Source organism: Leucothrix arctica (genome assembly GCF_003172895.1).
Taxonomy (GTDB): domain Bacteria; phylum Pseudomonadota; class Gammaproteobacteria; order Thiotrichales; family Thiotrichaceae; genus Leucothrix; species Leucothrix arctica.
In genome coordinates, this window is sequence record NZ_QGKL01000039.1 from 64,117 (window position 1) to 76,866 (window position 12,750).

Sequence of the window (12,750 nt, forward strand, 5' to 3'; positions counted from 1 at the left end):
AGCCCTATTTAAAATCAGCGAAATTTGTTATTAATGAGACAAATAACTAAGCGGCTAGCAAGAGATAGAATGATAAACACCTCAATCAACCAAGACGAGATCAACAAAGCCGTCTGGAACGCCTGCGACACCTTTCGTGGCACCGTAGACCCATCGATTTATAAAGACTTCATCCTCACCATGTTGTTCCTGAAATACATATCAGACGTGCATCGTGACAAGGTCGCAGAGCTAACCGCTGAGTACGGTGACGTACCTGAGTTGATTGCGGAAATGTTAGCCAGCCAGTCATATAACATACCTAAAGGCTGCTCGTTTTGGGATGTGTATGACGCGCGTTACGAAGCAGGAAATGGCGAGCGGATTGATAAAGCACTACACGCCATTGAAGAAGCGAACAGCAAACTCAAAGGCGTGTTTCAGGACATCAGCTTTAACACTGACAAGCTGGGTGATGAAAAGCAAAAAAACGACATACTACGTCACCTACTAGAAGACTTTGGAAAGGACACGCTAAACCTTGCCCCAAGTCGTGTTGGCACGCTAGATGTCATTGGGAATGCGTATGAATACCTGATTAAACACTTTGCGTCGAGCAGCGGAAAGTCAGCGGGTGAGTTCTACACCCCGCCTGAAGTCTCTGATTTATTATCGATTATCCTTGAGCCGCAAGAAGGCGACACCATTTGTGACCCTGCCTGTGGTTCGGGTTCGCTGTTGATGAAGTGTGGTAAGCAGATACAGAAAAACTTCAACGGCTCAAAGAAATACGCGCTCTATGGTCAAGAAGCGATTGGCTCGACATGGTCGTTGGCAAAAATGAATATGTTTTTGCACGGTGAAGATAATCACCGTATCGAATGGGGCGACACCATCCGCAACCCTAAGCTGCAAGACAGTACGGGCGGCTTGATGCACTTCGACGTAGTGACTGCTAACCCGCCATTTAGTTTGGATAAATGGGGACACGAAGACGCTGCCGATGATGTATATGGCCGCTTCCGTCGTGGAGTACCGCCTAAAACCAAAGGCGACTACGCGTTTATCTCGCACATGATTGAAACCCTCAAGCCAAACACTGGGCGTATGGGTGTAGTTGTACCGCATGGCGTGTTATTTCGTGCCTCTAGTGAAGGCAAAATTCGTCAGCAATTGATTGATGAAAACCTGCTGGATACGGTAATTGGCTTACCTGAAAAACTGTTTTTTGGAACGGGTATACCTGCTGCGATATTACTTTTTAAAAAGAACAAAACTGATGACAAAGTGCTGTTTATTGATGCTTCTCGTGAGTTTAAGTCTGGCAAGAACCAAAACCTGCTGACCGCTGAAAATATCCAGAAAATTGTTGATACCTACCATGACCGTGAGAGCGTTGATAAATACGCTTATCTTGCCAATGTGGCGGAGATTCAAGAGAACGATTACAACCTCAATATTCCGCGCTATGTGGATACCTTTGAAGAAGAAGCTGAGATTGATTTGATGGCGGTGCGCAGTGAGCGATTGGCTTTGGAAGCTGAGTTGTCAAAGTTGGAAACGGAGATGAAGGGGTATTTGAAGGAGTTGGGTTATGAGTGATGAATTAACAGCAGGACAACGCTTCTTTGAGCAGTTGAAACAGACAGCTGATGATGGTGCAGAGTTTTGGTATGCACGTGCTTTATCAAAAGTTTTGGGCTATGCAGAATTTCGTAATTTCTTACCTGTTATTGAAAAAGCAAAGCAGGCTTGTCAAAACAGTAACCATGAAGTAAATGACCATCTCGTGGAGGTGCACGAGATGGTCAAGATTGGCTCAGGTGCAGGCCGAAAAATGAGTAGTTTTGCGCTGTCTCGATACGCTTGCTATCTGGTTGTTCAAAATGCTGATCCATCAAAACCAATTATTGCTGCTGCGCAAACTTATTTCGCTGTACAAACTCGTAGGCAAGAATTACAGGACAACGAGCAATTTGGTCAATTACAAGAAGACGAGAAACGCTTGTTTTTGCGAAATGAATTGAAAAAGCATAATAAGCAACTGGTCGATGCTGCTGCTAATGCTGGAGTTGAAGGGAATATAGACTTTGCGATATTTCAAAACCACGGCTACAAAGGTCTATACGGTGGTTTGGATGCTAGGGGTATCCACAAGCGCAAAGGTTTGAAAAAATCCCATAAAATTTTGGATCATATGGGTAGTACCGAATTAGCTGCTAATTTATTCCGTGCTACGCAAACTGAAGAAAAACTGAAGCGCGATAACGTACAAGGTAAGAGACAGGCGAATGAAACTCATCACGAGGTTGGCCTAACTGTGCGACAAACAATTGAGTCGTTAGGTGGAACAATGCCGGAAAACTTGCCCGTACCAGATGATAGCGTAAATCAGTTGGAACGAAAGCAGGCTAAAATCGCTAGCAAGAAAGGGAAGGGTTAGCATGAATAATCTTGACCTAATCCAAGCAAGAGTTTCGGAAGTTCCTGAAGGGTGGGTGCTGTCAAAAGTAGCCGGTGCGCTTAATATTAGGAATAACTTTCGTAAGCCAATTAGTCAGGAGGTTCGAAGTCATATACAAGGTGATTATCCTTACTATGGGCCGACTAAGATTCAGGACTATATCTCCGAGTACGAGCAGGATGGTACTTATGCGTTAATTGGAGAAGATGGTGATCACTTCCTAAAGTTTTCAACTATGTCACAGACACAGTTTATTTCTGGGAAGTGCACTGTTAATAATCATGCGCATATTATAGAAAGTTCTGACACTTGTGACTCTAAGTGGTTTTACAATTATTTCAAACATCGCGATATTACAAACTTTTTGTCGAGACAAGGAGCAGGACGTTTCAAGCTAAATAAAGCGACGCTTGAAAGACTGCCTATTCTCGTCCCACCACTCCCAGAACAACGCAAAATCGCCAAAATCCTCTCAACATGGGATAAGGCCATCGCCACCACTGAAAAGCTAATTGCCACCAGTAAACAGCAGAAAAAAGCGCTGATGCAGCAACTTTTGACGGGTAAAAAGCGTTTGGTGAATCCTGAAACGGGTCGGGTATTTGAGGGGAAGTGGGAAGAGGTGGAATTGGGCGAGGTTTCCTCGATATATGATGGTACTCACTCAACTCCTAAGTACGTTGAACAAGGAGTTCCTTTTTATAGTGTTGAGCATCTGACACGAGGTGATTTTTCCAAAACCAAGTTTATTTCCGAGGAAGTATTCGCGAAAGAAAATAAAAGAGTAAAGTTGGAATGTGGTGATATTTTGATGACCCGAATAGGCGATATAGGTACCGCGAAGTGCCTTGACTGGGATGTACGAGCTTCATTCTATGTCAGCTTAGCGTTGATAAAAGCTAACCGCGAAAAGTTTGATTCTCAGTACATGGGGTATTACATCAATAGTCATGAATTTCATAGAGAGTTGTACAAAAGGACGATCCATGTTGCTTTTCCTAAAAAAATTAACTTAGGAGAGATCAATAAATGTAGGGTGTTATTTCCATCAACTCAGGAACAACAAAAAATCGCCCAAGTCCTAACCGCAGCAGACAAAGAAGTCGAACAGCTACAATTCAAGCTAGGCTATTTCAAACAAGAAAAAAAGGCGCTGATGCAGCAGTTATTAACGGGTAAGCGTCGGGTGAAAGTGGATACTGAGGCAGGTGCAGTCTTATGAGCGCACGTTCTGTCCCAGTCAAAGTGTCTATCAGGGTGCCATTATGATTACCTATCAAACAGGTAACATTTTGCACGATCAAGCAGATGCGATTATCAATACGGTGAATACGGTGGGTGTAATGGGCAAAGGCTTGGCGCTGCAATTTAAGAAAGCCTTTCCTGATAACTTTAAAGTATACAAAAAAGCTTGTGATGATCAGGTGCTTGAGACAGGTTCTGTCTTAGTCGTTTCGCTTAACTCAGTGAGCGCGCCGTTTTATATCTTCAACTTTCCAACCAAAGCGCACTGGCGTGGTAATTCTAAGCTTGAATATATTGAGCAGGGGCTTGATAGTCTTAAAGCTGAAGTGAGTCGCCTTGGTTTGAAATCGGTGGCAATACCTGCTTTAGGGAGTGGTTTAGGTGGGCTAGATTGGCTGCAAGTGGATAAACTAATACAGCAATCATTGGCTGAATTGCCAGAGATCGAATGGCGCGTTTATCCTCCACAGTAAGCATAAAACTAATATATTGTTGTTATTGTAGTGCGTATATATAGCTGGTTTTACCTATATTTTTGATACTATAATGCCATAATGGACAATCAATGCTTCTTACAGCTTTACCTAAACTACTCATGGCAAGATGTCGCGAGCTTTAGTTTGTTCGATCCACCGTCGCGTGGTTGGCAAGCTAAAAACTATATCGCCTATACAACTAGTCATGCTATTAATCACCTAGAAAAGCGGGATGCACACGCGATTGCGTGGAACCTTCCTGTGACTTTAGACGCAACACAGTCAGAGCAATGGCCGGGTTTTGTGATGGATTTATTGCCGCAAGGATATGGCAGGCAGGAGCTATTGAGACAGTTGGCGCTATCGCCTAATGCTGGGCAAGGTGCGGATTGGTCGCTTCTGTTAGCGGGTGCAAGCAACCCTATCGGTAATTGCAGAATTCGTGAAGCGCATGAGTGGTTGCAGTCTAAACGAACCAGCGAGCCTCAAGGTTTTACTCAGGAGGCTATTGCCACGCGAGGGGAGAGTTTTACAGAACACCTCGCGCAACACGGTTTATTCATCGCAGGTTCGTCTGGTGTACAGGGTGAGTGGCCAAAGCTGCTACTGACTCAGGATGCCAGTGGTTTGTTTTATCTGGACCATCAATTACCCGATGAGCAAGCGGTCGCACATTGGTTGGTCAAGTTTTCTCGCGGTGACCATCCTGTATTAAACAACATACTTAAGCTGGAATCTGTCTGGATGGAACTCGCCCAAATTTTGGGATTGCATGTGCATGAGTCTCTGATGCTAGATCAGCGCGCGCTGTTTATTAAGCGTTTTGACCGCGAATGCATCGCATCAGAAAAGTCGATAGTTGCTCGATATGCTCAAGAAAGTTTGTATTCATTGTGTGAACGCAGTGGCTTTGGTGCAAGACTTTCACACAATGAAGTCTGTGAAAAGCTGGCTGTGGCCTGTACCGAACCACTAGAAACGATCATTGAATATTTAAAGCGTGATATTGCTAACGTTGCATTAGGTAACACAGACAACCATGGTCGAAATACGGCTATTACGCGTAAAGAAGATGGTTGGGTTGGGCTGACGCCGTTATTCGACTTCGCTCCAATGGTGTTGCACTCTGACGGAATCGCCAGAACAACGCGTTGGGATGCGGATGATTTAGGTTTACCGAATTGGCAGTCTGTGGTTGCACAGGTCACAGAGGTAACAGGGTTGAGCGCTGTTCCTATCGTTCAGGCGCTACAGTCAATGGCTGAGCCAATGAGTCAGCTACCGAGTGAGATGAAACGCTTGTCTGTCGACGATGAGATTATTACGCGCTTTCGTCAGCGGTGTGAAAGTATTGCCAACCAGCTTGAGGCACTCACGCATGGATAAACGTTATAACACCTTGTCGCCTCTCGAAGAGATTGAAATGCGTAAGGCATTGCTGGATGAGATTCGTGAGCAGCCGGGCATGTCGTTAATGACAGCTTTGCGAACCTTGCGAACACGGACACGTTTGACGGTTGCCGAATACTCGAAAATGACAGGTGTGGCGGAGCGTACGATTCAAAATATTGAAGCGGGTCGAAGCTGTCCTACGATAAAGACAGCAGACAAGCTACTAAAGCCTTTTGGGTTAGTTATGGGTGTTTGCTCTACAAAAAATCATTAATCGTTTATTATGTCAGCACTGTATGTGAACCGTTAAATTAGATAGGTGCTGCTTTGACTACACTCGTTCCCAACTACAACGAAGAACACAGCGCCAAAATCCCCGCGCTAATGCTACTCACAAATCTCGGCTATCAGTTTATCCCACCAACAGAATGCTCGGCACGTCGTGGCAGCTTATCAAATGTCGTCTTGCCTGATGTATTACAGGCTGTTCTGCAACAAAAAACCTTTTCATTTATGGGCAAGATGCATCATTTGTCGAGTGCGGCGATTGATCGAATCGTTCAAGAGCTTGCAGCGCCAGCGATGAATGAAGGGTTAAAAGGCGCGAATGAAAAGCTCTACAACGCGTTCACTTATGGTGTTGGCGTGACGGAGTTTATTGACGGCAAAAAAGCTAACCCAACTATTCAGATTATTGACTGGGCAACGCCTGCGAATAACCAGTTTCACTTTACCGAAGAGATGGAGGTTGAAAACACTAATGGCACGGGTAAGCGTATTCCTGATGTTGTTTGTTTTGTAAATGGTTTGCCGTGGGTAGTGATTGAGGCGAAGCGTCCTGACTCGTCTAAAGCGGGTAAGCCGACTGTTCTGGAAGGTGTGTCACAAACTATTCGTAATCAAAAGGTCGATGAAATCCCGCATTTGTTTGCTTACAGCCAGTTGGTGTTATCGGTAAGTGGGCGTGATGGTTTGTATGCGACTTGTGGTACGCCAAGAAAGTTTTGGGCGAAGTGGAAGGAAGAGCTTATTCCTGAAAGCGAGTTTGTGGCGCTAAAAAATAAGTCATTAACACCGTTACAGTTAGATCTTATTTTTGATCATCGCCCAGCGTCAGTACGTGCGGAGTATATGTCTCTTGCGGCTGGAGGTGACTTGGTGGTGTCAGAGCAGGATCGCTTGCTGGTGTCATTATTACGTCCCGATCGTTTGTTGGATATGGCTAAGCTATTCACGCTATTCGACCAGAAAGCGGGAAAGATTGTTGCGCGTTATCAGCAGTTCTTTGGTATCAAAGCGCTCATTGAGCGAGTGACTTCGTTTGACGAGAAGGGTGCTCGCGAAGGGGGTGTTATTTGGCATACCACGGGGTCGGGTAAGTCGTTCACTATGGTGTTTTTGTCGAAGGCGCTGATTTGGATTGAGGCGTTGGCGAAGTGCCGTGTGATTGTGGTGACTGACCGTGTGGATTTGGAAGGTCAGTTGGCGCGTACGTTTGCATCGGGTGGCGCGTTGACAGACAGAGATAAGAAAGATGCGATGGCGACCACGGGTAAGCGGTTGGCAGAGCAAATCGGTAAGGGTAATGAACGCATTATCTTTTCGATTATCAATAAGTTTGGTTCTGCGATTGAGTACCCTGAGTGCTTTAACGATAGCGCTGACATGATTGTGCTGGTGGATGAGGGGCATCGTAGTCAAAACGGTGAAAATAATATTCGTATGAAGCAGGCGTTGCCGAAAGCTGCGTATGTTGCGTTTACGGGTACGCCGTTGTTGAAGGATGATAAGACAGAAAACAAGTTTGGGAAGATTATTCACTCTTACACCATGCAGCAGGCGGTGGAAGATAAAACGGTGACGCCTCTGTTGTATGAGGAACGTATTCCTGAGCTGAGTACTAACGACAAGGCGATTGATGCGTGGTTTGACCGTATTACTGACAAGCTGTCGGCAAAGCAGCGTACAGATTTAAAGCGTAAGTTTGCGCAGAAAGGGCAGGTCTACCAAACCGAAGGGCGTTTGGCGTTAATTGCTTATGATATTTCAGATCACTTTCAGAACTTTAAGCAGCAGGGTTTGAAAGGTCAGTTGGCTTGTGACTCTAAAGCGTCTGCCATTCACTATAAAAATGCCTTGGATAAGATTGGCAAAGTCACTTCTGTGGTGGCGATGTCTGCATCTGATACACGGGAGGGACATGATTCGGTAGATAAGGAAAGTACCGATGTTGTGCAGAACTGGTGGAAAGAAAATGTTGGGAGTCAGGATGAGAAGACTTACACCCAGGAGATCATTGCTGCGTTTGGTGAGGCTGACGGCCCAGACCTGATGATTGTGGTGGATAAGCTGTTAACGGGTTTTGATGAGCCAAAAAATACCGTGCTGTATATCGATAAGCCGTTGAAAGAGCACAACCTGATTCAGGCGATAGCGCGAGTGAATCGTTTGCATGAGAAGAAGCAGTTTGGTTACCTAATTGATTATCGAGGTATTTTGAAAGCGCTGGATGCGACGATTGCGGATTATCAAGAATTGGCTGATCGCACGTTGGGTGGCTTTGATGCGGATGATTTGCAGGGCTTATATAGCAGCATGGAGACTGAGTATAAAAAGTTGCCGGGCTTATATAGTGAGTTGTGGGCGATTTTTGATGGTGTTCAAAATACGGCTGATGGTGAAGCATTGCGGCAAGCCTTAGCTCCTAAAATTGATACGATTGACGGGCAGTTGACGGATACTAACCAGAAGAAGCGCGAAGACTTTTACAGTGTGCTGTCTGCGTTTGCTAACTGTTTGAAAGTGGCGTTACAGTCTGCAACGTACTTTGAAGATAAGAGCTTTGATGATAAGCGTGAGGGTTATAAAAAGACCTTGAAGTCGATGTCTGATTTGCGCAGGCAAGTGCGAGCGGATGCTGAGGAAACGGTGGATTATGATGAGTATGCAGACAACATTCGCGCCATGTTGGATAAGCATATTGGTGGCGTGAAGATTGAAGAGCCAGAGGGAGTATATCTGGTTGGTAATATGGGTAAAGACGTTAAGCCTGACGAGATGAGTGATGATGAGGCGCGTAATAAGAAGGATGTGATTTCTGGGCGTATTACTAAGTCCATTGAGCAAGACCTAGCAGATGACCCGTATGCGCAGGAATATTTTTCTAAGTTACTAAAGCAGGCGATTGAGCAGGCTAAAGAGATGTTTGATGCGCCTGTGAAGCAGTATTTGTTGTTTGCTGAGTTGGAAGCGCAAGTTGTTGCTCGTGAGGTTAAAGACTTGCCGATGGATCGTTTTGCGGGGCTTGATCCTAAAATTAAGCGTCATGTTCAGGCGTATTACGGTTTATTCCCTCGTCACTTGGGTGAGGAGCATGATATTTCTGAGAATGAGTGCTTTGCGTTGGCAGTCATGATTGATGAAGTGGTGATGGCATTGGTAGCTGAGTATTCTATTAACCAGTCGGAACTTGAAAAGCAAGTGTCGAGTAAGTTATTACCTGACTTGTTTAAGGCGTGTGGAATTGAAAAGGCTAAGTTGATTATTGCGGATGTGATTCAGGTTATTCGTTTAGGTGTGTCGGGCAAGTATTAATGACGTCGATCAGTGCTACTGAGCAGAACGATGAAGAGTATAGCTTTGTCTATGGTGATGAGGCGGTTACTTATGGCGTAGTTCGTAAGTCTGTTGTGGAAGGTAAAAAACGCAAAATAGCGATTAAAGTTCATCCTAGTTGTGAGGTGGTGGTCAATGCGCCTGACGATGCGGAGCGGTCAGAGGTTCATGAAGCGATAATGAAGCGCGCGAAATGGATTTGTGAAGCGTTGCAGGAGTTTCGTACACAGCAGGCTTATGTGCAGTCTAAGCATTATGTAAGTGGCGAGGTGCAGTTTTATTTGGGCAGACGTTATGTGCTGAAAGTCGTGGAAGACGAAGCGGCTGTGCCAATGGTGAAAATGCAGCGTGGCAAGTTGTTGGTAACGCTTAAACGTTTTGATGAGCGTAAAGGTGGCTATACTAAAGTGATGGTTAGGCAGTGGTATCATTTACGGGCAGAGCGGGTTTTTCATGAGCGTTTAGCTGCTTTGTTACCGAAGGCAACTTGGGTAAAAGGAATTCCTAGTTTTCGTGTGTTGCCGATGAGTAAGCAGTGGGGAAGTTGTTCGGCAAAGGGCAGTCTGATGTTAAACCCGCATCTGATTAAAGCGCCAAAGGAGTGTATTGATTATGTGATCTTGCATGAGCTTTGTCATATTGCGGAGTACAACCACAGTGAACGCTTTTGGCGTTTACTGAGTAGCGTGATGCCGCAATGGCAGGATGTAAAAAGCCGTTTGGATGGTATGGCGGAGTTGTATTTAAACGAGTGAAAATTCGATCCAAAGACTAATTTAGGGGCTGAGTAAGACTTCAGGCAGACATACTAGCCCCACTGAGGTCTGTATTATGACAATACAGGTCTAAGGAAACTACGCTCAAAGCGTGTTATACATTTTGTTTCTTTTGCGTAATTAATAGCAGCTTGGCTATCGGCATCGTTAGCCACCTTTTCTTTATATTGCTCATAAGCGGCAAAACTAGGGAAGCTCACCAAGGCTAAACCAATATCGCCAGTGCTCTCAGAAGGTAAGAAATAACCGTGATGCTGTCCGCCAAGTCTATTAACGATGGCAATCCATAATTTGGCATAATGTTCAAATTCATTTATTTTTTCTGCGTCTATCACATAGCTTAACTGGCATGTAATCATGATTCATTCCTCTTGTTTTTTATTTGCAAAGCAAATAAGGCCGATGGTTCGGTGTGTTATTAAAGGTAGCAGTAAATTTACTACCATTGCCTCGATAGCATCCATCAAGGAGCGCGCATTCTAGCATGCACATCTCCATAAAAGCCCCACAGATTGTTATCATCTATACCCCTGATAACGCTATGGGCTTAACAAGTCACGTTCAAAATCCTATTACTATTTGCCAATTAATGATGAACTCGTTACGCTTCGACGGTAGTTTAAAGAGTACGCATAATAAACATTAAGCAAAATAAGGCAGCGATGAAAAAGAACCTTACACAAGCGTATCGCGATGTTAGGCAATACACAGAGCAACTTTGCAAACCACTCAATGTTGAGGATTACGTCCCTCAAGCCGTTGATTATGCGAGTCCACCAAAGTGGCACTTGGCGCATGTAACGTGGTTCTTTGAAACCATGATTTTACAAAAACACCTCGAAGGCTATGAGGTATTTAACGAGTCGTTTAACTTCTTATTTAACAGCTATTACCAAACCATTGGTAAGCGTGCAATGCGTGCTGAGCGCGGTGTGATGACACGCCCAACTGTGGGTGAGGTTTACCAATACCGCCAGCATGTTGACGTTTATATGGCAGAGCTACTGGCTGGTGAGGTTTCACAAGAACTTGAAGACTTAGTGGTGTTGGGACTTAACCACGAACAACAACATCAAGAGCTACTGATTACTGATTTAAAGTATGTTTTGGCGTTGAATCCAATGGCACCCGTCTATCGTAAAGATAGCAACCTAGTGGCTGATCACAATGCTGACTCGGAGTTTGAGTGGTTGTCATTTGGTCAGGGCGTGCATTCAGTTGGTTATCAAGGCAACGGTTTTTGTTTTGATAATGAGCAGTCCGTTCACAATACCTATATTCAATCATTTGAAATCTCGACGAGCTTGGTCACCAATGGTGAATACCTAGCGTTCATGAAAGCAGGTGGTTATGAGAACTTTAATCACTGGCTAGATGAAGGCTGGGCGTGGGTAAATAAATTCGAAGTAAAGTCGCCGCTGTATTGGCAAGAGGTTGATGGCGAGTGGTTTTACTACACGCTAGCAGGTTTACAGCCTGTTGATCCTGACGCGATTTTAAGTCATGTGTCTTTCTACGAAGCGAATGCGTTTGCACAGTGGAAAGGTTGCCGCTTACCGACTGAGTTTGAGTGGGAAGTGGCCGCGCCAGGTTTAGACTGGGGCAAGCGCTGGGAGTGGACAAGTTCTGCTTATTTACCTTATCCGAACTTTGCGATTAGCGAAGGCGCGGTGGGTGAGTACAACGGCAAGTTTATGGTTAATCAAATGGTATTGCGTGGTGCGTCGGTAGCAACGTCTGAAGGTCATAGTCGTTTAAGTTACCGCAACTTTTTCCACCCTTACTTTCAGTGGCAATTTTCAGGGATACGACTCGCAAAATGAATTCACAATTTGCCGCAGATGTTGATGCGGGCTTGAGTAAATCAAGCAAGACACTTCCTTCTAAGTACTTTTACGATAAGAAAGGCGATGAGCTGTTTATGCAGATCATGGCTTTACCTGAGTATTATTTAACGCGTGCCGAACTTGAGATTTTTACCGAGCAAACACCACTGTTAATTGATGCGTTGGGGATGAATAAGTCGCAGCATTTCGAGTTAATAGAGATGGGTGCGGGTGATGGTAGTAAGACTAAGTTCTTACTGAAGGGATTACTTGATCAAGGTTATGACTTTGATTATCTGCCGATTGATATCTCGGGGAATGTGCTTGAACACTTAGTTGAGACTTTGCAGCCTGAGCTGCTGAGCTTATCTATCAAAGCACAGCAGGGTGATTACTTTGAAATACTGAAGACGCTTAAAGACAGTCATGCACCTAAGGTTGTGCTGTTTTTAGGGTCAAATATTGGTAATCAGAGCGACGAGCAAGCCGCTGCATTTATGTATAGCCTAGGTGAAAACTTAGCGCCGGGTGATCGCGTAGTACTGGGTGCTGACTTGATTAAGCCTGTTGATGTTGTGCTTCCCGCTTATAACGATTCACAGGGTGTTACTAAGGCGTTTAACCTGAATTTGCTGACGCGTATTAACCGTGAGTTGTCGGGTGACTTCGATGTAAGTCAGTTTGAGCATGCGCCTGAGTACACGGAAGAAGAGGGTATTGCCAAGAGTTTTATCCAGAGCAAAGTAGACCAGACGGTAACAATTGGCGCGATTGGGCAAACTTATTCGTTTAAAGCGGGTGAGAAAGTTCACGTAGAGATCTCGCGAAAATATAATAAGAAGGTGCTGGCGGGTATTTTGAAAGATACGGACTTTAATCTGGTTAACACCTTAAAAGACAGTAAAGCCTATTATGGTGACTTTATTTTGGAGCGAAGTGCTTCTGAGTCGTAGATTGTGATTCTTTGTCGCTAGGTT

11 protein-coding genes are annotated in these 12,750 nt (G+C 44.7%); 10 read left to right on the top strand and 1 reads right to left on the bottom strand.

The window, feature by feature from the left end:
* Nucleotides 1–69: 69 nt before the first annotated feature.
* The 8 genes from DKT75_RS14440 to DKT75_RS14475 all read left to right on the top strand — a co-directional run bounded on the left by DKT75_RS14440 (nt 70) and on the right by DKT75_RS14475 (nt 9,926).
* On the top strand, nt 70–1,581 hold the full coding sequence (locus tag DKT75_RS14440) for a type I restriction-modification system subunit M (protein WP_109824144.1): 1,512 nt from the start codon (nt 70–72) through the stop codon (nt 1,579–1,581).
* Nucleotides 1,574–2,422 (top strand): DNA damage-inducible protein D, encoded by an 849-nt coding sequence (dinD, locus tag DKT75_RS14445; protein WP_109824145.1) that lies wholly within the window; start codon nt 1,574–1,576, stop codon nt 2,420–2,422. The genes DKT75_RS14440 and dinD overlap by 8 nt, the downstream gene beginning before the upstream one ends.
* Nucleotide 2,423: 1 nt before the next feature.
* Complete coding sequence (locus DKT75_RS14450; protein ID WP_109824146.1) at nt 2,424–3,665, top strand: restriction endonuclease subunit S; 1,242 nt, start codon at nt 2,424–2,426, stop codon at nt 3,663–3,665.
* A 43-nt stretch (nt 3,666–3,708) separates the two neighbouring features.
* Nucleotides 3,709–4,161, top strand: a complete 453-nt coding sequence (locus DKT75_RS14455; protein ID WP_211665446.1) for a macro domain-containing protein — start codon at nt 3,709–3,711, stop codon at nt 4,159–4,161.
* An 81-nt stretch (nt 4,162–4,242) separates the two neighbouring features.
* Nucleotides 4,243–5,550 carry a type II toxin-antitoxin system HipA family toxin gene (locus tag DKT75_RS14460; RefSeq protein ID WP_109824147.1) on the top strand — a complete coding sequence of 436 codons (1,308 nt, stop codon included), beginning with the start codon at nt 4,243–4,245 and terminating at the stop codon, nt 5,548–5,550.
* Entirely contained in the window at nt 5,543–5,830 is a 288-nt protein-coding gene (locus tag DKT75_RS14465; protein ID WP_109824148.1) for a helix-turn-helix domain-containing protein, read from the top strand. The genes DKT75_RS14460 and DKT75_RS14465 overlap by 8 nt, the downstream gene beginning before the upstream one ends.
* Nucleotides 5,831–5,883: 53 nt before the next feature.
* Nucleotides 5,884–9,150, top strand: coding sequence for a type I restriction endonuclease subunit R (locus tag DKT75_RS14470; protein ID WP_109824149.1), 3,267 nt, complete (start codon nt 5,884–5,886; stop codon nt 9,148–9,150).
* Nucleotides 9,150–9,926, top strand: coding sequence for a M48 family metallopeptidase (locus DKT75_RS14475; RefSeq protein ID WP_109824150.1), 777 nt, complete (start codon nt 9,150–9,152; stop codon nt 9,924–9,926). The genes DKT75_RS14470 and DKT75_RS14475 overlap by 1 nt, the downstream gene beginning before the upstream one ends.
* 74 nt (nt 9,927–10,000) lie before the next feature.
* On the opposite strand, the gene DKT75_RS14480 is transcribed toward DKT75_RS14475, so the two are convergent.
* Nucleotides 10,001–10,306 (bottom strand): NIPSNAP family protein, encoded by a 306-nt coding sequence (locus tag DKT75_RS14480; RefSeq protein WP_109824151.1) that lies wholly within the window; start codon nt 10,304–10,306, stop codon nt 10,001–10,003.
* 303 nt (nt 10,307–10,609) lie between these two features.
* On the opposite strand from DKT75_RS14480, the gene egtB reads away from it, so the two are divergent.
* Nucleotides 10,610–11,770, top strand: a complete 1,161-nt coding sequence (egtB, locus tag DKT75_RS14485; RefSeq protein WP_109824152.1) for an ergothioneine biosynthesis protein EgtB — start codon at nt 10,610–10,612, stop codon at nt 11,768–11,770.
* Nucleotides 11,767–12,726, top strand: coding sequence for an L-histidine N(alpha)-methyltransferase (locus DKT75_RS14490; protein ID WP_109824153.1), 960 nt, complete (start codon nt 11,767–11,769; stop codon nt 12,724–12,726). Before egtB ends, DKT75_RS14490 begins: the two co-directional genes overlap by 4 nt.
* The last annotated feature ends 24 nt before the right edge of the window (nt 12,727–12,750 follow it).

Bases quoted from the DNA above. Each gene is read 5' to 3' on its own strand.
- DKT75_RS14450 (WP_109824146.1), top strand. From the start codon at position 2,424: ATGAATAATCTTGACCTAATCCAAGCAAGAGTTTCGGAAGTTCCTGAA.
- DKT75_RS14465 (WP_109824148.1), top strand. From the start codon at position 5,543: ATGGATAAACGTTATAACACCTTGTCGCCTCTCGAAGAGATTGAAATG.
- egtB (WP_109824152.1), top strand. From the start codon at position 10,610: ATGAAAAAGAACCTTACACAAGCGTATCGCGATGTTAGGCAATACACA.
- DKT75_RS14460 (WP_109824147.1), top strand. From the start codon at position 4,243: ATGGACAATCAATGCTTCTTACAGCTTTACCTAAACTACTCATGGCAA.
- DKT75_RS14490 (WP_109824153.1), top strand. From the start codon at position 11,767: ATGAATTCACAATTTGCCGCAGATGTTGATGCGGGCTTGAGTAAATCA.
- dinD (WP_109824145.1), top strand. From the start codon at position 1,574: ATGAGTGATGAATTAACAGCAGGACAACGCTTCTTTGAGCAGTTGAAA.
- DKT75_RS14440 (WP_109824144.1), top strand. From the start codon at position 70: ATGATAAACACCTCAATCAACCAAGACGAGATCAACAAAGCCGTCTGG.
- DKT75_RS14475 (WP_109824150.1), top strand. From the start codon at position 9,150: ATGACGTCGATCAGTGCTACTGAGCAGAACGATGAAGAGTATAGCTTT.
- DKT75_RS14455 (WP_211665446.1), top strand. From the start codon at position 3,709: ATGATTACCTATCAAACAGGTAACATTTTGCACGATCAAGCAGATGCG.
- DKT75_RS14480 (WP_109824151.1), bottom strand. From the start codon at position 10,306: ATGATTACATGCCAGTTAAGCTATGTGATAGACGCAGAAAAAATAAAT.